Source organism: Rosenbergiella metrosideri, from assembly GCF_022602565.1.
Taxonomy (GTDB): Bacteria; Pseudomonadota; Gammaproteobacteria; order Enterobacterales; family Enterobacteriaceae; genus Rosenbergiella; species Rosenbergiella metrosideri.
Genome location: NZ_JALBCV010000002.1, coordinates 39,362 through 60,527, shown reverse-complemented (window position 1 = coordinate 60,527; position 21,166 = coordinate 39,362). Strand labels below are relative to the sequence as shown.

General features: G+C 47.2%; 16 protein-coding genes and 2 tRNA genes. All 18 read right to left on the bottom strand.

The genetic code is table 11. The features are described from left to right. Nucleotides 1-3: 3 nt before the first annotated feature. The 18 genes from MKR94_RS02710 to tssJ all read right to left on the bottom strand — a co-directional run bounded on the left by MKR94_RS02710 (nucleotide 4) and on the right by tssJ (nucleotide 21,158). Nucleotides 4-80, bottom strand: a tRNA-Arg gene (locus MKR94_RS02710). 5 nt (nucleotides 81-85) lie between these two features. Next, nucleotides 86-178 (bottom strand) — tRNA-Ser (locus MKR94_RS02705). Nucleotides 179-423: 245 nt separating this feature from the next. Continuing rightward, a complete protein-coding gene (csrA, locus tag MKR94_RS02700) occupies nucleotides 424-609 on the bottom strand; it encodes a carbon storage regulator CsrA (RefSeq protein ID WP_062812383.1) in 186 nt (61 codons plus the stop codon). A gap of 241 nt (nucleotides 610-850) precedes the next feature. After that, nucleotides 851-3,481: an alanine--tRNA ligase gene (gene alaS, locus MKR94_RS02695; RefSeq protein WP_241645357.1), complete on the bottom strand. Its 2,631-nt coding sequence runs from the start codon at nucleotides 3,479-3,481 to the stop codon at nucleotides 851-853. A 137-nt stretch (nucleotides 3,482-3,618) separates the two neighbouring features. Further along, nucleotides 3,619-4,131, bottom strand: coding sequence for a regulatory protein RecX (locus tag MKR94_RS02690; RefSeq protein WP_241645356.1), 513 nt, complete (start codon nucleotides 4,129-4,131; stop codon nucleotides 3,619-3,621). 83 nt (nucleotides 4,132-4,214) lie between these two features. After that, complete coding sequence (recA, locus tag MKR94_RS02685; RefSeq protein WP_099825769.1) at nucleotides 4,215-5,279, bottom strand: recombinase RecA; 1,065 nt, start codon at nucleotides 5,277-5,279, stop codon at nucleotides 4,215-4,217. A 79-nt stretch (nucleotides 5,280-5,358) separates the two neighbouring features. Further along, complete coding sequence (locus MKR94_RS02680; protein WP_241645355.1) at nucleotides 5,359-5,862, bottom strand: CinA family protein; 504 nt, start codon at nucleotides 5,860-5,862, stop codon at nucleotides 5,359-5,361. Nucleotides 5,863-5,968: 106 nt separating this feature from the next. Continuing rightward, a complete protein-coding gene (mltB, locus tag MKR94_RS02675; RefSeq protein ID WP_241645354.1) occupies nucleotides 5,969-7,042 on the bottom strand; it encodes a lytic murein transglycosylase B in 1,074 nt (357 codons plus the stop codon). 153 nt (nucleotides 7,043-7,195) lie between these two features. Continuing rightward, the gene (locus MKR94_RS02670) at nucleotides 7,196-10,219 is read right to left on the bottom strand and encodes an autotransporter outer membrane beta-barrel domain-containing protein (protein WP_241645353.1); all 3,024 of its coding nucleotides are present in this window, start codon (nucleotides 10,217-10,219) and stop codon (nucleotides 7,196-7,198) included. Nucleotides 10,220-10,234: 15 nt separating this feature from the next. Next, entirely contained in the window at nucleotides 10,235-10,834 is a 600-nt protein-coding gene (locus tag MKR94_RS02665; protein ID WP_241645352.1) for a helix-turn-helix transcriptional regulator, read from the bottom strand. 169 nt (nucleotides 10,835-11,003) lie between these two features. Continuing rightward, nucleotides 11,004-11,477 (bottom strand): type VI secretion system baseplate subunit TssE, encoded by a 474-nt coding sequence (locus tag MKR94_RS02660; RefSeq protein ID WP_241645351.1) that lies wholly within the window; start codon nucleotides 11,475-11,477, stop codon nucleotides 11,004-11,006. A gap of 19 nt (nucleotides 11,478-11,496) precedes the next feature. Continuing rightward, nucleotides 11,497-11,919: a hypothetical protein gene (locus MKR94_RS02655; protein ID WP_241645350.1), complete on the bottom strand. Its 423-nt coding sequence runs from the start codon at nucleotides 11,917-11,919 to the stop codon at nucleotides 11,497-11,499. After that, the gene (locus MKR94_RS02650) at nucleotides 11,900-12,163 is read right to left on the bottom strand and encodes a PAAR domain-containing protein (RefSeq protein ID WP_241645349.1); all 264 of its coding nucleotides are present in this window, start codon (nucleotides 12,161-12,163) and stop codon (nucleotides 11,900-11,902) included. Before MKR94_RS02650 ends, MKR94_RS02655 begins: the two co-directional genes overlap by 20 nt. Before the next feature lie 21 nt (nucleotides 12,164-12,184). Next, the gene (locus tag MKR94_RS02645) at nucleotides 12,185-14,293 is read right to left on the bottom strand and encodes a type VI secretion system Vgr family protein (protein WP_241645348.1); all 2,109 of its coding nucleotides are present in this window, start codon (nucleotides 14,291-14,293) and stop codon (nucleotides 12,185-12,187) included. A 36-nt stretch (nucleotides 14,294-14,329) separates the two neighbouring features. Further along, on the bottom strand, nucleotides 14,330-18,019 hold the full coding sequence (tssM, locus tag MKR94_RS02640; RefSeq protein ID WP_241645347.1) for a type VI secretion system membrane subunit TssM: 3,690 nt from the start codon (nucleotides 18,017-18,019) through the stop codon (nucleotides 14,330-14,332). Between the two features lie 3 nt (nucleotides 18,020-18,022). After that, the gene (icmH, locus tag MKR94_RS02635; protein ID WP_241645346.1) at nucleotides 18,023-19,318 is read right to left on the bottom strand and encodes a type IVB secretion system protein IcmH/DotU; all 1,296 of its coding nucleotides are present in this window, start codon (nucleotides 19,316-19,318) and stop codon (nucleotides 18,023-18,025) included. After that, nucleotides 19,315-20,664 carry a type VI secretion system baseplate subunit TssK gene (gene tssK / locus MKR94_RS02630; RefSeq protein WP_241645345.1) on the bottom strand — a complete coding sequence of 450 codons (1,350 nt, stop codon included), beginning with the start codon at nucleotides 20,662-20,664 and terminating at the stop codon, nucleotides 19,315-19,317. Before tssK ends, icmH begins: the two co-directional genes overlap by 4 nt. Then, nucleotides 20,661-21,158, bottom strand: coding sequence for a type VI secretion system lipoprotein TssJ (gene tssJ / locus MKR94_RS02625; protein WP_241645344.1), 498 nt, complete (start codon nucleotides 21,156-21,158; stop codon nucleotides 20,661-20,663). The genes tssK and tssJ overlap by 4 nt, the downstream gene beginning before the upstream one ends. Between the last annotated feature and the right edge of the window lie 8 nt (nucleotides 21,159-21,166).

Here is a 21,166-nt window from a genome sequence, read left to right as displayed (position 1 = left end):
GAATGGTGCATCCGGGAGGATTCGAACCTCCGACCGCTCGGTTCGTAGCCGAGTACTCTATCCAGCTGAGCTACGGATGCGTAAATGGCGGTGAGGGAGGGATTCGAACCCTCGATGCAGCTTTTGACCGCATACTCCCTTAGCAGGGGAGCGCCTTCAGCCTCTCGGCCACCTCACCAATTTACTTCTTAACTTAGCACCGAGGGAAACTTACGTTGCCGTTCGTTGCTGCGTTGGCGCACATATTACTTTCCCCGACTTATAAGTCAAACACTTTTTCGAGAAGATTGTTTGTTTGCACAAAACCGCAGCAATTAGCACATTTACTCGGCGTTTTTCTTTTCTAAAGCATAAAAAAACGGCTGCAAACATAATTATGTTTCACAGCCGCTTAGTAACCTGCCCCTGGTAAGTGCAGATAAATTAGTACTCAGAATCCTGAGTTTTCTCAGCTTGGATGCGTTGGTATATCTCTTCACGGTGCACCGAAACCTCTTTAGGTGCATTAACACCAATTCTTACTTGGTTTCCTTTGACACCGAGTACCGTCACTGTAACCTCATCACCGATCATGAGGGTTTCACCAACTCGACGAGTTAGAATAAGCATTCTTTGCTCCTTGAAAGATTAAAAGAGTCGGGTCCCTGCGCAACCCGGCACATCCATCGTTAACGCTAAGTAATTAGGACCGTATTTTATTAATAAAATTCACTCAATCCGTAATAACTCATGCTTGATAATAGTTTAGCCGAAATACAGAGTTCTTACCTGACTTTATCAAGAGATTCATTAAATGATTTTATAATAAGCCCAACAGGGTTTGTTGGGCCATTAAGGAAATCAACCTAACTTATTGTAATTTATTAGAAATAATTTCAGGCACTTCTGCAAGCGTTGCGGTTAGCGCGTCTGGCAAATTACCACCTGCTTGCGCCATATCCGGTCGACCGCCCCCTTTGCCACCGACTTTCGGTGCGATAAGCCCAATAAGTTCACCTGCTTTTACGCGATCAGTCAGATCTTTCGTGACCCCAACAATAAGTGAAACTTTATCTTCGCTTGTTGTACCTAATACAATAATTGCTGAACCTAATTGATTTTTCAGATCATCGACCATGGTGCGAAGCAGCTTGGGATCGAGAGAAGGTAACTCACTGACAAGCACTTTTACGCCATTAATCTCGCTTACCTGATCAGCCAAAGAAGCACTTTTCTGTGCCGCCTGCTGGTCTTTAAGCTGCTGAACCTGTTTTTCAAGCACACGAGTATGTTCGGCTAGCGCTTTAACCTTGTCATTAAGATTAGTGCTATTTGCTTTGATCAGTTGTGCTATTTGCGTCAGTTGATCCTGTGCCGCAAATACGGTATCCAGCGCGCGCTGACCGGTGAAAGCTTCGATACGACGTACCCCTGCCGCCGTCCCCGACTCTGAATCCAACAAAAATAATCCAATATCGCCCGTGCGCTGCGCGTGAGTGCCTCCGCAGAGTTCGACCGAGAAGTCGCCCATGGTCAATACGCGAACCTGCTGGTCGTACTTCTCACCAAATAGGGCCATGGCACCTTTTTGCTTGGCATCTTCGATATCCATGATCTCAGTGGTGACAGGCAGGTTAAGGCGGATTTGTTGGTTAACAATTTCTGTGACGCGACGGAGTTGCTGCTCGCTCATTGCTTCGGTATGTGAGAAATCGAAACGCAGGTATTTATCGTTAACCAATGAGCCTTTCTGCGCAACATGGTCCCCAAGCACTTGACGCAAGGCTGCGTGCAATAGGTGTGTTGCTGAGTGGTTTAAGCGGATCTTGGCCCGTCTAGCCTCATCGACTTGAGCATTGACCTGTTGTCCGACCTGCAGCTCACCCGAGGTTAGACGCCCTAAATGGCCTGGGCTCTTTCCGTATTTTTGGGTATCTTCAACGGTAAACTCACCCTGCTCTGTCGAGATGATACCGGTATCACCAACCTGCCCACCCGATTCGCCATAGAATGGGGTTTTGTCGAGTATCACCACCGCTGATTGCCCAGGTAGCAGTGTTGGTACAGATTGTCCGTCGACAAAAATTTCGCTAACGGTTGCTGGGAACGACAGTTGGTCATACCCCTTAAATTCGCTCTCTTTCTCAACACGAATTTGCGCATTGTAATCGGCACTGAAGCCACTCGCTTGGCGTGCGCGTTGGCGCTGCGCTTCCATTGCGGCTTCGAAGCCCGCTTCATCAATTTTTAAATCGCGCTCACGGCAAACATCCGCCGTTAAGTCAGCTGGGAAACCGAAGGTGTCGTAAAGACGGAATACGATCTCACCCTGAAGGGTATCGCCTTGCAGTGCAGCAAGCTCTTCATCGAGAAGTGCTAGACCACGCTCTAAAGTTTTGGCGAACTGTTCTTCTTCAGCTTTTAATACGCTTTCAACATGTTGCTGTTGTTGGCGTAGTTCATCGCCTGCGCTTCCCATCACATCGATGAGCGGCTGCACTAATTTATAGAAGAAACTCTGTTGCGCACCTAACATGTTGCCGTGGCGAACCGCGCGACGAATAATTCGACGAAGGACATAACCGCGGTTCTCATTAGAAGGCACGACACCGTCAGCGATTAAGAAGGCACAAGAACGGATATGGTCAGCGATAACGCGTAACGATTTATTAGTTAAGTCTTGCGTTCCAGTAACTTGTGCCACGGAAGCAATAAGTTTTTGGAATAAATCAATATCGTAGTTAGAGTTGACGTGTTGTAGCACCGCAGAAATACGTTCTAAGCCCATCCCCGTATCAACAGAAGGTTTTGGCAGAGGAAGCATTGTGCCGTCAGCTTGGCGGTTAAACTGCATGAAGACGATATTCCAGATTTCGATATAGCGGTCACCGTCTTCTTCAGCAGAACCTGGAGGTCCGCCCCAGATATGGTCGCCATGATCGTAGAATATTTCGCTACAAGGGCCACACGGCCCCGTATCACCCATCTGCCAGAAGTTGTCAGAGGCGTAGGCACTGCCTTTATTATCGCCGATACGAATAATGCGTTCAGCGGGAACACCGATCTCTTTTTCCCAGATATTCCAAGCTTCGTCGTCGGTTTCGTAAACAGTTACCCACAAGCGCTCTTTGGGTAAATTAAACCATTGCGCACTGGTCAGAAGTTCCCAGGCAAATGAAATGGCTTCACGCTTGAAATAGTCACCGAAACTGAAGTTACCGAGCATTTCAAAGAAGGTGTGGTGGCGTGCAGTATAACCAACGTTTTCGAGGTCATTATGTTTCCCCCCTGCACGGACACAACGCTGTGAGGTGGTCGCACGTGAATAATCACGTTTATCTTGACCGAGGAACACATCCTTGAACTGATTCATCCCTGCGTTAGTAAAGAGTAACGTTGGGTCATTGTTTGGCACTAGCGAGCTGCTAGCAACAATTTGGTGGCCTTTGCTTTGGAAAAAATCGAGAAACGTCTGACGAATCTCTGCAGTACTCTTGCTCATAAATGTCCTGGTATCATGCTTAACAGACGTTCCGTTACATCTAGGTCACTGGAATGCTCACAGTCGACTTATGATAGGGAACTAAAAGTCTCAATAAGATAAGTTTTCTTCACTACGAAGTAAAATCTCAATCTTATTCACGAGGAAATATTTTCAAAAACAGCACGGATATCTTCGCTTTGAAAGCCTCTGCTGTAAAGATAACGTTGTAACTTCGCTTTTTCCGGATAACTCGTGGGCCAATGTCGCCCAGCTTTTTTCTCTGCAACCTCTTGTGCGCACTGCTGCCAATCTACGTCAGTATGGCGCAACGCATCTTGGGCTATTGATGAAGGAATCTGTTTGCGTTGCAAATCTTGGCAAATTCGCTGAGGGCCATAGCCCCTGCGGCTACGTTGTTGGATAAATTGTTGGCAAAAGCGCTCATCATTTAAGTAGCCCTGTTCCACGCACCACTGCATAACGCTTTCTAAGGTTTCTTCAGCAACCCAAAACTGCGTGGTGGTTTCACGTAACGACTTCCTTGCAACCGCTAAACGCAGCTTTTCCCGTAACTCTTCTGTTCCATGGTCACGTTGTCCGAGTATCCATACTGCGCGTTGTAATAACTGTGCGTACGTGACCTCTTTGCGCTGGACGGTAGTCTCCATTTGTTGTCCTCTTCATTGAGTACCCATAACGAAAAACGGGAGCCGCATAAGCAGACTCCCGTTACTCACATCACGATACAATATTAAAATTCATCTTGCTCGTCATTCTCGCCAGACATCTCATGCTCTGGTGAGGCTTCACCTTCGTGACTTGGGTTATTCAGTAAGGTTTCACGCAGTTTTTGCTCAATTTCTGTAGCAATTTGCGGATTCTCACGCAGGTAGTTACCGGCATTGGCCTTACCTTGACCAATCTTATCACCTTGATAGCTATACCAAGCACCCGCTTTTTCAATAAACTTATGCTTCACCCCTAAATCGACCAACTCACCATAGAAGTTGATCCCTTCGCCATACATAATTTGGAATTCTGCTTGACGGAAAGGTGCTGCAATTTTATTTTTCACCACTTTGACGCGGGTCTCGCTTCCCACCACATTTTCCCCCTCTTTGATCGCACCAATACGGCGGATATCAAGACGGACTGAGGCGTAGAACTTTAATGCGTTACCACCGGTTGTCGTTTCAGGGTTACCAAACATAACACCGATCTTCATCCGAATTTGGTTGATGAAAATAAGGAGTGTATTCGATTGTTTTAAGTTACCCGCTAACTTACGCATCGCTTGGCTCATCATACGTGCCGCAAGGCCCATATGCGAATCACCAATTTCACCTTCAATTTCAGCTTTTGGTGTCAGTGCCGCAACGGAGTCGACAATAATGACATCGACTGCACCAGAACGTGCCAGCGCATCACAAATTTCTAGCGCTTGCTCACCGGTATCGGGCTGAGAACACAGCAGATTATCGATATCAACACCAAGCTTTTTAGCATAGATCGGGTCTAACGCATGTTCAGCATCGATAAAGGCACAGGTTTTGCCTTTACGTTGCGCAGCGGCGATGACTTGTAAAGTCAGCGTTGTTTTACCCGATGATTCCGGTCCATAAATTTCAACGATACGTCCCATGGGTAGGCCACCGGCCCCCAATGCGATGTCTAAGGATAATGATCCCGTTGAAATGGTTTCAACATCCATCGTCCGGTCTTCACCTAGACGCATGATAGAGCCTTTACCAAACTGCTTCTCAATTTGTCCTAACGCAGCGGCAAGTGCTTTTTGTTTGTTTTCATCGATAGCCATTTCAACTCCTAATCGTACTGGTTTCGCCAGCAAGGGGATTTTATGCTTATGCATTTACGCGGTTAATTATACTGTATAGTCATACAGTATCAAGCTTAATTTTGAAAAATGTCTCGAGTGCGGTGGTTAAGGCAAAAACCACTGCTTGCTGACGAATAGCCTCTCGGTTACCGGAAAAGTGGCAGGTATGGGTTGTGGTGTGCCCTGGTGAGGCAAACCCAAAACAGACTGTACCGACTGGCATATCCTCCGTTCCACCACCCGGCCCAGCGTAACCGGTGACCGATATGGCGTAGTTGGCTGAAAACGCATGACAAGCGCCTTCGGCCATCTCTTTCGCCACATTTTCACTCACCACCCCAAACTGGTATAAAGTATCGGGTAACACCCCTAAAAAGCGCTGTTTACTTTGCTCACTATAGGTGACGAATCCCCCCTCAAAATACGCGGAGCAACCGCTAATATCAGTGAGCGCTTTAGCAATGCCTCCCCCTGTACAGGATTCCGCAGTGGTGAGGATTGCTTGAGATTGCGTAAGATGATGCCCGAGTAATTGGCTTAATTGGGCTAGTCTGTCACTCATATCATTCTCTCCATCTGATGGGCTAGGGGGTAGTTTAACGCTTTCGGGGAAGTGTTAGCGTGCCGGTCAGATAAATTACGCTCCGACACGCTGTTATTTAACCCTGTTACAGGTTATTTTGCCGAGAAGCGCGTACTGATTCGCCTAATTGCCACACTGCCATCGCGTACTGTGTACTGTGATTGTAGCGTGTAATTGCGTAGAAGTTGGGTAAGCCAAACCAGTATTGATAACTATTACCCATATCTAAACGCAACAGACTGACTTTCTGTGAACCAGAAAGTGGTTGCTGAGGTGTCAATCCACTGTTTTTTAATTGGTTAACCGTATAGCGCGTTGAGTAACCGTTTTCTAAGCCAGGAGCTTGTCCAGAGCCGACAATTGCCACAGGTTGCCCTGTTTTCCAGCCGCTTTGTTGGAAATAATGCGCAACACTGCCAATGGCATCAACCGGGTCCCAAAGGTTTACATGACCATCACCGTTAAAATCTACCGCAAACTGTTTATAGGCTGATGGCATGAATTGGCCGTAGCCCATCGCTCCGGCAAAAGATCCGCGTAGCGTTAAGGGATTGTCTTGCTCGTGTTGCGACATGAGCAAGAAGGTTTCCAATTCACTACTAAAATAGGTTGCTCGGCGAGGATAATCAAAGGCCAGCGTTGCGAGGCCATCAATAATACGGGTTTTCCCCATTACCCGACCCCAGCGCGTTTCGACCCCGATAATACCAACGATAATTTCTGCTGGAACGCCATACTGTACTTCGGCTCGAGAAAGCGCATCGCGATATTGATTCCAAAAAACAACACCATTTTGTACGTTCGAGTCGGTAATAAATTTATTTCGATAACGAATCCAAGCGCCGTTCGGACCCGGTTCAGGGGTATAGTTTGGCGCTTGACGATCCATAAGTCTCAACACGTAATCTAAGCGACGCGTTTGGCTCAGCCAGGCGACGAGCTGCTGACGGTTAAAATTATGCTTTTCAACCATCATATCGATAAATTGTTCTGCGCGCGGATTCCCCGCAAAATCTCCGGTTAAGTCACCTTGAGACAAAGTGGCAGGCTTTAATAAAAACCCCCCTTGTGGAGCAGTCTGATTGTCCGTACGGTGCGAGTGGCTACTGCAAGAACAGAGAAGAGTGATGATTGGTACGATAAGATAGTTAAATCGCATGCGAGCTCCACCAGCTAGTACATCGACTTTCTACTAATAAGAAAGCAGGATTGTTGATGCCTTAGCATAATATAAAAGGCGGAGATTTTCTGCACTAACTGAATATTTCCCATGCAGTCCATCGCCGCCTTCGCATCGCAGTATTAGATTATTTTAAAAGTGCCATTTACCGCCTAAAGTTAGACGATTATCGTTATAGCCGTGGTTACCAATTTGCACTGCTGTATTCACCCAAACACTGCCTTGTGAAGAGAGTTTAGCGTCTAGCCCAAGTTTTATTTCAGCCATGTTTTCTGCACCAGCAAGCTCGACTTTAGTGTTATCCATTCGAACACCTTGGCGTTTTAAATTGTGTAACCAGTTAACTTCAGCGAAAGGTTGAAAATAACGTTCAGTCTGTTGGTCGATTCGATGACGGCCTCGTAACCAACTTCTTATTCCTAATTTACTTTGAATGTTGTGTTTACCCACATTACTCACACGAGTGTTGTTCTCTTCAATAACATCACGATGCTTAACCCCTTGATAGATGAACTGTGCTGAGGGCATAAAGTACCAGCGGTATTCCGAGCCCAGGCTACCATTAAATCTCAATACCTCGGAAATATAGCCCGCCTCAACGCTACCAGTAAGGCCTTTAGAGCGGTAATATTGCGGACGTAATTGCTCCCCTTTAACCGAGTTATTAAACCAGTTGTAGAGTAACCAGCTATCAATATACCCGCCTTTGCCCGAGTCCTCATTTATCCAAGTGGAGTACAAGCCGGTACTGTAACCGTTTACGTTACCTTTGGCGCGATAAGCCACACGGTTTGAAGCCGTCGAGTTATGATGATAACCGTAACCTGCCATCACTCCCGTGCTCCAGCGTCCCCCTGCCGGCGTTTCAATATGCAGTAAGGCCCCTCCTAATTGCGCGACATAACGATTAGATTTTGTCTTGAGTTGACCGCTACTATCAGACCAACTACTACGCCCTCCCACTTGACGCAGCCATAAACTCGACATGTTCTGTCCGAAAAGTGATTGTTCATGTTCGAAGGGATCGGACTCTCGTTCAAACAAAGAAGTGTTAAATAGTGTATTGCCCGCGATAAAATTGGCCAGATAACTACCTGCCTCGACTCGGTAGGTCGGTACAGGACGAGGGGTTGGCGTCGGATCCGGTGTGGGTATCGGGTCTGGCATTGGGGTAGGGTCCGGAGTAGGCGTCGGGTTTGGCGTTGGTGTTGGGTCCGGAGTAGGAGTCGGGTCTGGCGTTGGTGTCGGGTCCGGAGTGGGTTCCGGCTCAGGCTCTGATGATTCTGTGCGTAAAAACCAGCTCTCCGCCTGTTTCATTAAATGGTATTCGTAAGCCCCAGCAACGATTCTTCCCTGCTGTGTGAAATGACCATACGAAGTCCCCCCAACAGAAATAAGCTCAATTCCCTTTATGGTTTCGGCTCCAAGTCCGCCCAGATTATTGACACTCACCGCCGTAGAGCTACCCGCTAAAACATCTCCCTTAATAATCACCTTATTAGTTGGCGAGTTATCTCCGGAAAGCTTTGCCGACATGGTTAGTGATCCGTTACCGCTATAATCGCCATCGATAATCAGCTGATGGTCAGTGTTATCTGATGCAAAAATAATGTTACCGTCATTATTGAGGGATTTTGTTTGGCTACTCCCAGTAATATTCCAGAGGCCTTTTTGTAAGTTCACTGACTCAACATTGAATACTTGGCCAGTTAATACTCCTTTTTCTCCCTTAAGATCGGCAAATATTTTATTGTTATCTGTTGCGAGAATATTACCTGAAATGATGCTATCAGTTGCATCGATATAAAGTGCAGACGAGAAGCGATTTTGTTTTTCGTCCGTCGTGGTGAGGGCAGCAAACGCTTGGCCATTTTTATAATTAATTTGGCTATTAGATAGTTTCACCGACGATGCACCGTTAATACTTATAATAGCGTTGCCACTGTCAACTAAGTTGCCATATAGCTCCGTATTGTTAAGGACTACGGCAGGGTTTAACTGGCTAAGTTCGGAATAAGAGAAGTTATTGGTAGATTTATCGCCATTCATCATCACCCCAGCAGCGTTTTCGCCGCTAGCGTGAATCAAACTATTCTCGAGTTTTATCGTCCCACCGTCATTATAAACACCATGGGAGTATTTACCTTCTGTAGCAATATAAAGTTGATCTGCCGTTACCTTTGCACCGTTGATGAGAGCCACGCCATAAGAGTCATCATTGTAAGTCTCCACCATTGAATTAGTTACCTCGGCGGTTCCTTCCCCAACCGCCGCGATACCATGGCTTTTTTTACCATAAGTATTGAAGTTTAAATGATCGCCAAAGAGGTTACCTTCAGTGTAAATACCATAGGCCCTATCACCGAATATCTCGAACGAAGTAAGACTAAGAATAGCTTCGCTAAGAGGAACATTGGCCATGGATTGCTGTAAAACAAGGCCATGTGATCGAAGTCCATACGTATAAAACTCCACGCCATCTGCAAACATTTTACCGCCATCGTGAATCATCCAGATTCCGTAACTTTCATCCCCTTCGGTAATAAATTTTCCCTCCCGGATAGTCAGATCTTTTGTGCCAGTATTCATATCAATGGCATGGCCGAAATTACCACGCGCGAGAATATTAACGTCGTTTAGTGTCAGCACGCCAAACATCGAACGAATTCCTGCGCCGTTAGTGGTTTCGATCGTGCTGTGTGAGAGGTTTAATCCAGATTCAGTACCCGCTTCAGTATTAAAGACAATTCCCTCACCTTTGCCATGGTTTACTAACGTCATCTCGCTGAGATTGACTTGACTGGTTGGACCAATACTAACCCCTACAGCCCTGCCTTGGCTGTCTTTAACGTTTATTTTCAAATGTTCAGCGGTAAATTTGCCCACATCGGTTCTGATTCCAACACCACTAATAAGCGCCACCGTTATATCGGCATTAATAAGATTAACCGTTGCATCATTCTTAATTAATAAACCGCCATTAGGAGTAGAAACGTTATTTATAGTAATATCTTTCCAATAACCCGATTTATCGAGGACTAGTTTTTCATGCGTTTCAGCTCCCCCTTCTATTGGCACTAAAAACAGCGCGCAACATAAAAGATGTTTTTTAGTGAAACCACTACCCTTAATATTCGATGAACTTCCTGTATTCATCCTAACTTCCTTATTTTATAAGCAGAGAGTGTTAATCGCACCTTGACTGTTGTTGGCAACATATTTAGCAAATCTAAAAAAATCCGCTTGGTTATCAAAGCCCAGTTTTCGGCTAGCACTGCGATAATGTGTACGAACCGTTTTTATTGAACGATTCATTGTTTTAGAAATGAAATGACAATCTATCCCTTGGCCAATTAAGGTCAAAATCATAAACTCAGCGGGCGAGAGTTGCTGATAGCGTTTGAAATCGTTATGAGCGATAAGGTGGATCAAATCGAAATTGTTGGGTACTTTCCAGCTTGAGATTGCCAATATTTTCGAAATTTTTCTTTCTATCTGCGCTAATGTCGCACGCCGGCAGTTAAAGGGAATATAGATATTTCCCCAACAGCCTTTTTTTGATTCAGATAAATGCGGTGCTCCTATTAAGTCAGTCGCGTGGACCACAACAACCTCTTCATAAAAATCGAAACTAAGATGAAAGGCTGTCGCATCGTCAGGAACAACTTCTACTTTTTTGTTCCCATTTTCCCATTGGCTAATTACCAAGGACATAATCCCCAGCTTGAAGTAAGCATCGCCGCCTACCACCCTGATAATCAATACATCCATTATTTATCCGTAAAAATGGTAGTTTGAATTGAATTATAGTGTTTCCTAAAATACCGTATTTACTCTTCGTTCGTCAGAATAGGGGAACTAAAGCTCTAAGAAAATAGGATTTATTTATTGTTGTTTTCTTTGAACGCAATAATCTTATACATATAATCTATTATGTTCGTTATTCAAACCATGTCCTCGTGGTTACGGTATCGTAAGTTCCCGCTAAGGTTAGGGCTAAATTTTGCGGATAAAAGCGTATTTCAGCCGTAATATTCAAACTCAGTTGAGAGATCGACTGAGTCCGCGTCGTTATTGGCAGTACTGTCACGATCAATGTATGGGGATCTATACGAGGTTCAAATCGCGTAATGGCGCGCTTAATCGCCTCCTCTACTTTATGGTAGTGCTGCGAGGTGATCGCGTCGCCAATGACGATCCCTAAGCCATAATTAAGGACAGAGTTATCGATTAATGATCCGCCGTTAAGCTGAGAAGCGATCTCGGTAGGTTGAGTGTTTAATAGCTGACTCAGATCTTCGGTGATAAACCGCTTAATCATTGATGCATCGAGTGAAAAAATCTCCTCCTGTAGCGGAGAATCATCCAGCAGTTTTTGTAAGGTCACTGGGGTCCCCCAACACCTATCTTTCATATTTATGTCTCCTTAACCGTTATCGATACTTTTCCTTTAGCGCTTCAAAAGCCGAGGGATAATCTACTATCCTTAATATACTGGTCTCCAACGAACACTTACCGAGCGGCACCGTTTCCGGTAACTCTTGCTCAAGCTGCTGTAAAATTTGCTTAATCGATAATGGCCGTTGAACTAATGTCGTAACGAGTTGTTGAGCTGAGTCATGAATTTCTTGTTGAAATAAACGCTCATTATTCGTATCACACGGCGTGGAGCTAGCCTCTATTTCGCTAAAGGGCGAGCCTTGATACAGCCAGAACTCTTTTGCCAACTGCTGTAAAAGAGTATTGTCACGGCGTTTCTCAAGATAATAATCACCCTCTCGATTTTCAGGTGGGCATCCCTTTTCCTGTCTAAACAGATGTTCCTGTCGAAGTAGCTCAATTTCTAATAAATACATTTGCTGCCCCACTCACGATCTGCGCACCACACCCAGTCATATCCCCAACCCGAGCGAGCGGGACGCCGGTTGCAAAGACTGTGGTCGAGCCAGTGGTAATAGGACTCGCGACATGTAGGAGAGAGCAGCTGGTGATGCTTGTCGCCGCTAAAGCGATGGGCAGCCCCGCGCAACGAACCGTCGCCAAACCATTCAGTACCGTACCACCGTGCGATGTGACATCGCCCATTCTAGCCATCAACATAAAACACCCCCTGTTATTAGGTTATACGTCGGGAATAATGCTACTGGTAATGGTCGGGGTCGGAATGGGTAACGTTTTACCGGCAAACAGTCCCGCAGTGGGAGTAATGCCCGGTAGCCCGATAACTCCACCGCCACCGCCACCGCCACGTGGGCCCGCATCACCTGGGTTAAAATCAATTTGTCCCGCTTGTAAGATGATTTGGCTATCAGCAATGATCCTAATGCGCCTGGCTGAAATCACTAAATCGCCACCAGAACTCAATCCCATCGCACCTCCGACGGCTAACCCCATCGCCCCTCCCGTCACCATTGACATAGCTCCTCCGCTGGCAATACCGATCGCTCCCCCAGCATTTACGCCGATAGCCCCGCCCGCATTTATCCCAATAGCCGCTCCCGCATTCATACTCATCAGACCACCGACCTTCGTATGATGGGCACCTCCGACAGAGATCCCCAAGGATGCACCGATAACATAATTACTGGTCCCCGCAACGCTTGAGCGATAGTTTTCCCCGACCTCGACTTGCTGGGAGGCTCCTATGACCTGCACTTCGTTTTGCTTCGTTAAACGATTCATATCACGTTCTGCTTGTTCCCAATATTGCTCCTGCCCTAACCGGTCTTCGAAACGGATACCATTAAAATTGGCCTCACTGCCCCCCACGCTACGACTGACAAGCCCGCTCTGGCTGCCATTATTGGGTAAGGCCCAAGGGGGAGTCGATTTATCGTTATACAAGCTACCGATGATCAATGGCCGATCGGGATCGCCTTGAATAAAGTCAACAATCACTTCATGGCCGACTCGCGGAATATACATACCGCCAAAACGATTACCGGCCCAAGCTTGGCTGACTCGCAGCCAACAAGAGTCGGCCTCACTGTTCTGACCGTAGCGATCCCACTGAAAGCGTACCTTGACGCGTCCAAATTGGTCAGTCCATATCTCTTTTTCTGCTGGACCGGTTACCATCGCGGTCTGAGGGCCGAAGGTACGAGGTTTAGGCGTGACTTGAGGATGCCGGTAACGCTTAGTCAGCGGCTGAACCGTAAAATGGCACGTCGTCTGACTGCTGACCTCGGAAGAGCTTTGCCGATTATTCACGATCTCGAGGTCGGTACGTAAAATGAAATAAGGGCGATTTGCGTGCTCTAACGGATAACCTGATAGCGTGAACTGTGCCCCGCAGGTCATCCCGCGTAACTCAGCACTCCCTGTGCAGCGGTGGCCTTGCGCGCCTAAGGACTCAATCCGGATTTTAGCCAGCCGTTCACCAACCTCGTTTTCGGTAAAATCACCTGGCCAGTCGTAAATTTCCATACGGTTGAAATAGGTATTTCTCGGCTGCTGTTCGCTTACCGATAACGTTTTTCGCGATGCGGTAAAATCATAGTCGGAGGTGACCCAGTGACCGGTAGTGAGCGCCTCTTGATAGTGAAAAGTAGAGATAAAAGGCGCCTGAAAAACGGGCGATTGCGCTAAGTAGGGAAGCGTTCGATAACCATCATGTGTAAAAGGCTGATGAGCCTGGGGACTGTCGACGAAAATAAGGGTATGGCTCTTTTCACTATGCTCAACAAACCAATAAATCCCCCACTTTTCCATTAATCGCTGTAGAAAATCATAATCGCTTTCGCCATATTGCACTTGATAATCCAGCGTAGGATAGGTCTCAGCTAGGCGACACTCGTAGGGCCGACCATACTCTTTAAGCACATCGTGCAAAATGTCGACCACCGATTTTTGCTGATAAATTTTAAAATCGGTCGTTTTACCCAATAGGAAGATCCAAGGCCTGATCATCAGTTCGTAGTGGGCATGTTGCGCGTCATGGCCTAAGTAGCGTGCTTTTTCGATTATGCCATTGATCCACCGAACGGGCTGTTGCGGTGAGCTGGGTTGTCGCTCAGCTTCTAAGGCAATACACACGCTGACCGATTGCCCAATTAACGCCTTAAGTTTAATCTCCTCTACGGCGTTATCATCGCCCTCTTCTCGGCTTACTGTCTCAGCCTCCACGTAATAATGGCCCAATGACGAGAGCGCTTCGCTACCCGATAGCCGGGTAATCACTAGCCGCTGTGTCTGCTCAGCATGGTTAATTAATGTCAGTATTCTATTCATTTTTCTTCCTTGATGAATGAGTGATTCGATGCGCGGCTACTCTGCTAGCGAGCAATCGATGCGCCGGAAAAGGCTAATGAGATGAGGCACCGATGTCCCTAGCCCGTTCACCGCAAGACGAGCCTGTGCCCCACCTTTGCCTAATGTCACGATCGTTTGCCGACTGCGGGGATCGAACTGTTTTTGACTACGTTCTAGCCATCGCAAAATTCCCCAATAGCCTTTCTCCTCAATACTCCATAGGGAATTTCCTTCCGCCGCGACCGCTCGTATCTGAAAAGTAACCGCGGGATGGATGGCCGGCCATCGTAGTTTTTGCTGGAGAATCGGCCCATGGACATAACGAAACTGCTGATCATCGTTATCAATAATGAGCTGTGTTATACCGTTCGTCATATCCTGTACCGATAACATCAACGTCAAGCCCGATGATTGCGAAGCGTGTGGAAATAATTGCTGCTGGATCTGCTTTCCTTGCTCAAACAGTGTTAATAAGCGTGGAGAGATGGCGTTATCAGCGGTGATAAAACGCCAAGGTCGATGATGAGTGTCAACCTTATCTGCCAAGTGTTCGGTGAAATACCGTGCTAACTTCCCTTGCGGAGAGAACATTTCTGCCACAGTCTGTGGATCCGCCTCGACCGCCGATGAAGCAAAAGGATAGCGCCCCATCAAATGTTGACGGCAATAACGAATAATTTCCTGATTAATCTGTTCGGCATTAATTGTCCATGTGTGTTGAGCGACCTGCTGCTGAGCGACAGACAGTAGCGGGACAAACAGTCGCGGTAATGGCTGCGGTAACTGATCTATATGACGTAAAATCGTACTCCCCCCTTGCGAAACCTTCGCTTGCTCAGAGAGCAAAGCGTTGAATTGATTGTCGGTCGTCATCTCAGTGGCTTGGAGGGTGATATAAAGCTGGGTCAGTGCCATTTCTAACTGCGCTAACGAAAAGGCACTCTTCGCATCAGGTGCATCCACAAAACGGTGTAACGCGATAAAATGGTTATCGACGTTATCGCGTCGACGTTGCCTTTCCTCCTCAATAATCTCGGCAGGATGGGCTGCATCGCCGAGTGCTGTGGCCAACTGGGTCTGCTGGGCAACGTTAACCAGCAACTGCCGTAGTTGGGAATCTTGGCGAGTAAAATCCTTTAATAAATACTCAATACGATGCCGCTGTTGGCCTGGTTCCGACTCATGGCCAGCAAGAGAGAGGTTGAGCTGTAACCCCTGTAAAAAATCCTGCCAATAGTGACGGTATCCTTGCAAATATAATTGCGATACTTGTTGCCAACGTTGCTGTGGCGTGTATTCACGCGGTATGGGAGGCTTGCCATATAAGATTTTTTCGACACGAACCAGCGCTTTGGGAAAATGAGTGATAGCAACATGGGTATCCCAGTATTGGACACCCTGTAAATTGTAGAGCCCTGCCGCAGGTTTTAATGTTGGCTGGGAGATAAACAGCAACGGTTCCGATGAGGTAATCAATTGAGGTAGCGCCACCGGCGGTAAGGAGACATCGCTAACCTGCTGAATGATATCATTATAAAGGTAGATAGGTAACGGCTGTTGTAATAATCGCTGACGGGCCGCGTCGATAAGCTGATGATCAGCAGACTGCGTAGAGATTTGCCAGTTTGTCTCACGAAAGAGTCGACGCACTAAAAGAGGCGCACTGTCCTGCCGTTCAAACGCCGATAACAGTTCAGCATGCGAGGAAAACCATCGTTCCAATAAGGCATTATCACGTTCCAGTTCCCCGTATAACATTAAATACACACTGAGTATCGTCAATAACCTTTGCGGATCGTTTTTCGCTAGCTGGGCCGACAGATCGTCGACGGTAACCTTCAGAATCATTGGTAACAAATGGTCCTTTAACCACTGATGGTAAACCCTGCTATTGACTTCTGCCCACTTCTCGGCCATTCCCAGCCCAGATTGGCTCGATAACGCAGGATATGGCCTAATACTTGGAACCAGTTGGCTTAACTGCGTTAGCGCTAGGTCGAGAGGAGGCTGTGTCGTACTCAATTCTTCATCAAGACGATCAAGTGCATGGCGTGATTCGGTAAGCAGACGCTGATCGTTATCGTAGCGCTGAGTGAGGCTATAAAGAGAAATGGTCCCCACCCCAAAAATCGCCGTAAGGATCGCGCCACGACGAAAACGGGTGGTGAATCGTTTAGCGTGTAACGCATGCCGCAATCGGTAATCATCGATGATCCGATGCTGAAAAAGCGTTTTAATAAAAAAGTGTCGAAACGAACGCGGTAAGTTATCTAAAATCGCGTTGGGCGGCGACACCTTCCCCTCTGCCTCAGCGTGAGAGGTTTCTGCTAACCACTGCCTGACCAGCGACTGTGGGTGGCTAAACTGTCCCTCACTAGACAGATCACCACACCCTAAGTAGATGCCCTGCAAGGCAGGTACGTACTCGGCGGTCACCTCAGATCGTGAAGCGATTAATGGCTCAATAAAAATGACTAGCGCACGCGTTAAGGCCTCAACGTTTGCGGGGAAACGTTCGATGCCTTTACGTATTACGACATCTTCACTCTGGTGCTGTTTAGTCAGTACTTGCTGTGCGATACGTTCAACCATTGAGGCCAGCTGCTGACTAATGGCCTCCAGACACGCCGAGGATTCATGCTCTTCCTGCGTAAACGTCTCGCCTAATATCTGATATCGCTCTTTCATGGGAATATCATGAAAATACTCACGAAACCCTACCAACTGATCGAGTTGACTCACCAAAAGATAGAGAGGCAACCTGCCCTCACGCCACTGGGGGAATTCCTCAAGATGTGTTCTGCATAGCGCCGCATATTCCGTCAGTTGTTGGGGTGTTGATGACAATAAACGGGGGCAGTCCATAACAAAGACAATCGCTTCGAGGGAGGCCTCAGATGCCAACGTCGCAAGCTGTTTAACGAATGCTTGCCACTCGTCGGCCGTCTCGGAAGTCGACTGTTCAGGGTCAAAAAAACGTCCTGGAGTATCACACCACAGTGCATTATCTGCTAACCAAAATTGCGGATGGTCGGTTGCGGCGAAGGGCTGACGCGCCTCCTGCTGTTGGTAAGGTAAAGCCCATACCAGTTCCGCGTTGAGTAAAGCAGTGGTTTTACCACTCCGTGAGGGGCCAACGACCATCACGCATGCGTTTTGTCTTTGCGCTGCGGTCTGGCAGAAAAGTCGTTTCCCCCAGGGTATCAGACGATTACGTTTGCGGAGAATTTTTCGCCACTGTTTGATGCATTGTACGATCTCCGGGTAACGGCATGGCGCAAGATGCGGCAAAAACCGCAGTAAAGCGAATTTTTGCGGCAGTGCGCCATAAGTCTTTACGGCATACACCGAACTATAATAACCGACCGTCAGCACCGCGATGATTAAACAGATTAACGCGCGAGGCAGCAGAGGCGCCAACGGCGAGAGCTCGCCAAACGTCACCAACGGCCCCAGTAACCACACGAGGTTAATCAAGACCAGTGCGAGTAAAAAATAGCGGGGCAGACGGTATAGGAAGGTCAACGCAGCCAGTAATATGGCTATAATCACCATCGCACGATGGTAAGGTGAGATTAAGGGATAAGAGTGGCCTATGCCCCATGAATCACCATAGAACGCAACCATTCCACACACGAATAACAGCACAGTGGCCACCGTGAGTCGAACGACGACTTTAGTAAGCATCGGCGTCAACAATTCCATTGTTTAATCTCCCTGTAAAGTGATAAAAAACTCAACACGTCTGTTTTGATTACGCTGCGCTAAGCTTGAGTTAGCCATAAGCGGTTGATGCTCTCCCACCCCTACCCGCTGGATCTGATTCGCGGTGAAACCTGCGCGATAAAATATCTGGGCGGCCTCCTCAGCGCGCAGCAGAGAGAGCTGCTGATTAGAGATGTTTTTCTGGCTGCGGATCGGCTGACTGTCACTGTGACCAACGATTTTGATGCGCGCGTCCAGTTGCTTAGCTGCTTGCGCGACGCGCTCTATTACCGCGTAATGATGTGACAGCAGTTTGGCACTCCCCGAAGCGAACATCGCACTATCGGTCAATTTCACAAGATACCCTTGAGCAGTATCGCTCACAGTTAATGTTCCTTGCTCAATGTCCGTCTTGAGTCGCTGGGGCAAGGTCATCACTGGGCGTTGCAACGGCTGCAGAGTGATATGGTCGGTGAGCTGTAACGCATTATGGTTTAATTGGTAGAGACGATAATTGAGATGTAAACTGTAGACTCCGTAAAATATTGTAGTCAGCATCACACAGAGTACCGCACTCCCACGGAGCGATATAAAGGTTGGTCTCTTAACTGGCGGCGCTAAGGGTGCGAAGTCAGTGCAGACCGGCGTTTGCACAGTCGCCACGTAGGGTTGCAGTAAGGTATAAAGCTGTTGACGGATCTGGATTAAGTGCTGCTTCCCCTCTTGTTGAATACTGTATCGTCCTTCGAAACCTAAATTAAGAATATGCAGTATTACTTTTAATACCTCAGCATAATCACTGGGGTTCATTGCCAGCCGTCCTGCCAGTAGAAAGAATTTATTGCCTCCGTCGTTATCCTCCTCAAAATAATTCAGGAGGTTCTGCTGTGACCACCCACTATTAATCCCCCACTCAGTAGTATGGATAGCCTCATCTAGTGCAGTACAAAGGCAATAGCGAGTAATTGTCATTTTTCGCCAAGGGATATTTAACTGCTCGCACAATTGTGAGAAGAGCGTGACTTCATAAATTAACCATGACCGTAGAATTTCCACGGATTCGAGTTGTCCGATCTGTGAAGGGATATCACTCAGTACGTTGAGGAGTGGCTTAGCTAAACTAAATAATGGGTATGGTGTCGCGCGAGCTTGCGCAACACGCTCACTGATACTCTCCCCAACAAATTGTTTTTTCGATAATGATAAATCTTTCAGCTCGTGATCAATGTTACTGAGCGAAGCTTCTCCACTGAAGGATTCGTTGAGCGAGGCAGTCGTTAGTGCGGATAATTTAGTCATCTATCACGTAGCCCCCATAGTCGTAGCGTTAACGCAGTGAAGCGTCCGGCAATATGCAGGGCTACCGCTTGTTCGGCGAGGATGTTTTGCCAATCACGGCCGCTTTTTACGAGTTCGAAATAATAGGTCCCAGAGCTATGGGCCAATTGGCGTGGGGGTGCCGCCAGCTGTTGTAATGTGACGCCGGGTAAATGAGAACGGACTAAATCGAGAATGTGCCGTGGCGCGCTGACTTTGGTCTGTTGAATGAAATACTTGGTAATCTGCTGCTGGGAAACGGCAGCGTTCACTGCCACAATAATCGAGTGATATTCCTCTAATCTCAGTTCAGGATCGGTAGTGACCCAAATACCGTTGGACTGACGCTGGAAGTCGAAACACTCGCCGGCCTTGGTCAATAGCAGATTAAGCTGCTGACTAATATCGTCGATCAGTGGACGAAATGTCTCCGCTAGCTGTTTATGTTGGTAGGAGAACCCCTCAGAAGGAGGCCTACGCTGCTGGCATAAATAGGTCGCAAGTTCCGCTTGTAAGGCATTCAATTCGCAGAAATAGACCTCCGGATGAACCAAAGGCCGTTTTAGCCAATAGTCCAACATAGATTGGTAGCGATTACAAAGTTGTAATAGAAGATACTCCTCCGTCCTTACCGCCAGTGAATCGCTATTCCCCTGCTCGGTTAAGGGTAAAGCTAACGCTTCAGCTCGATGTCTAAGCTGTCCGGCGATTTGCTGGATCCCACTCATTAATGACGTACTTGTCCGGGAATCGATAACCGGAGGAATAAACTCTTCGTCACAGAGGATCGCCCGACCGTCGGATTCAAGGTGTTTAAGCCGTGCGCAGGGTAATCCCATCCACGTGTCATTCAGTTCAGATTCTGATAATAATCGTAAACTTAATTGCGCCAGTAACAGATGACGAGGTTCCCGGTGAATTGCATTCGTGTCATGCACCAGATGTTCTTTCGCAATAAAGCGCGCTAACGTGCCTTCCTGTTCAGCGGATAATAAGGTTTCATCCTGACTGGGAACCGTCAGGGATAAGGCCACATAGAATTGTTGACCACAATGTTGCGGCAGTAATGTTAACGGTTTCGGCGGTGAACACTCATCAGGGAAGGTAAAGGGTGTGCCGTCGGGGAAAATGCCCTGTGCAGAGTTGATGACTAATTTGCCATACTCCAGCGCTTGCCGATCAATGGTTAGCTGTGAGAACCCCCAATGATAAGGAGTCAATATCGAGGCTCGTTGATGGATAAAATGCTCTAAGTAGCGTTCTTGCTGTTGAAAAAGCTGTGGCCTTAAAAATAGGCCTTCACTCCAAACCACTTTATTGGTTTTCATAACGTTCCTTGTTCTGAAAGCGTGAGGGTGGAAGCCTGTAGGCGAAGGGTGTGTTGCAACGAACGACCGCCCAATACTTTTTGCCATATAAATTGCGCAGGATTTTCTACGGTATGGATAACCGACCACTGATTTGTCGCGATATTTCTAAATGCCGCGACATAAGCCAAGGTATTTCGGCCCGTGGTGATCGGTAACGATAGCGTTTTTTGTTGTCCGGGCTGCAAAATAATCTCGGCAATACGGCGATAATCCTGATGCGTTTTTGAAAATGTTGATGACATGAGACTTAGCGGATTTTCGGCACTGAAATTATCGCGATTGTTTACCTGATAAATGAAGATCTGTACCGGCGAAGGCTCCCCTTTTTTATTTTTATTAATATCGGATGCGGCAATAAAACGGACATTCACCTGTGAGTCACTTGTCGGTTTAATCGTGCAACCGGAAAGGAAGAAAATAAGGCAAAATAAAAACCTATAAATTAACGGCAAAGCATCCC

Coding starts and splice junctions, on each gene's coding strand:
- MKR94_RS02665 (WP_241645352.1), bottom strand. CDS start 10,834: ATGGATGTATTGATTATCAGGGTGGTAGGCGGCGATGCTTACTTCAAG.
- alaS (WP_241645357.1), bottom strand. CDS start 3,481: ATGAGCAAGAGTACTGCAGAGATTCGTCAGACGTTTCTCGATTTTTTC.
- recA (WP_099825769.1), bottom strand. CDS start 5,279: ATGGCTATCGATGAAAACAAACAAAAAGCACTTGCCGCTGCGTTAGGA.
- mltB (WP_241645354.1), bottom strand. CDS start 7,042: ATGCGATTTAACTATCTTATCGTACCAATCATCACTCTTCTCTGTTCT.
- MKR94_RS02660 (WP_241645351.1), bottom strand. CDS start 11,477: ATGAAAGATAGGTGTTGGGGGACCCCAGTGACCTTACAAAAACTGCTG.
- MKR94_RS02670 (WP_241645353.1), bottom strand. CDS start 10,219: ATGAATACAGGAAGTTCATCGAATATTAAGGGTAGTGGTTTCACTAAA.
- MKR94_RS02650 (WP_241645349.1), bottom strand. CDS start 12,163: ATGTTGATGGCTAGAATGGGCGATGTCACATCGCACGGTGGTACGGTA.
- MKR94_RS02655 (WP_241645350.1), bottom strand. CDS start 11,919: ATGTATTTATTAGAAATTGAGCTACTTCGACAGGAACATCTGTTTAGA.
- tssM (WP_241645347.1), bottom strand. CDS start 18,019: ATGGAATTGTTGACGCCGATGCTTACTAAAGTCGTCGTTCGACTCACG.
- icmH (WP_241645346.1), bottom strand. CDS start 19,318: ATGACTAAATTATCCGCACTAACGACTGCCTCGCTCAACGAATCCTTC.
- csrA (WP_062812383.1), bottom strand. CDS start 609: ATGCTTATTCTAACTCGTCGAGTTGGTGAAACCCTCATGATCGGTGAT.
- MKR94_RS02690 (WP_241645356.1), bottom strand. CDS start 4,131: ATGGAGACTACCGTCCAGCGCAAAGAGGTCACGTACGCACAGTTATTA.
- tssK (WP_241645345.1), bottom strand. CDS start 20,664: ATGAAAACCAATAAAGTGGTTTGGAGTGAAGGCCTATTTTTAAGGCCA.
- MKR94_RS02645 (WP_241645348.1), bottom strand. CDS start 14,293: ATGAATAGAATACTGACATTAATTAACCATGCTGAGCAGACACAGCGG.
- MKR94_RS02680 (WP_241645355.1), bottom strand. CDS start 5,862: ATGAGTGACAGACTAGCCCAATTAAGCCAATTACTCGGGCATCATCTT.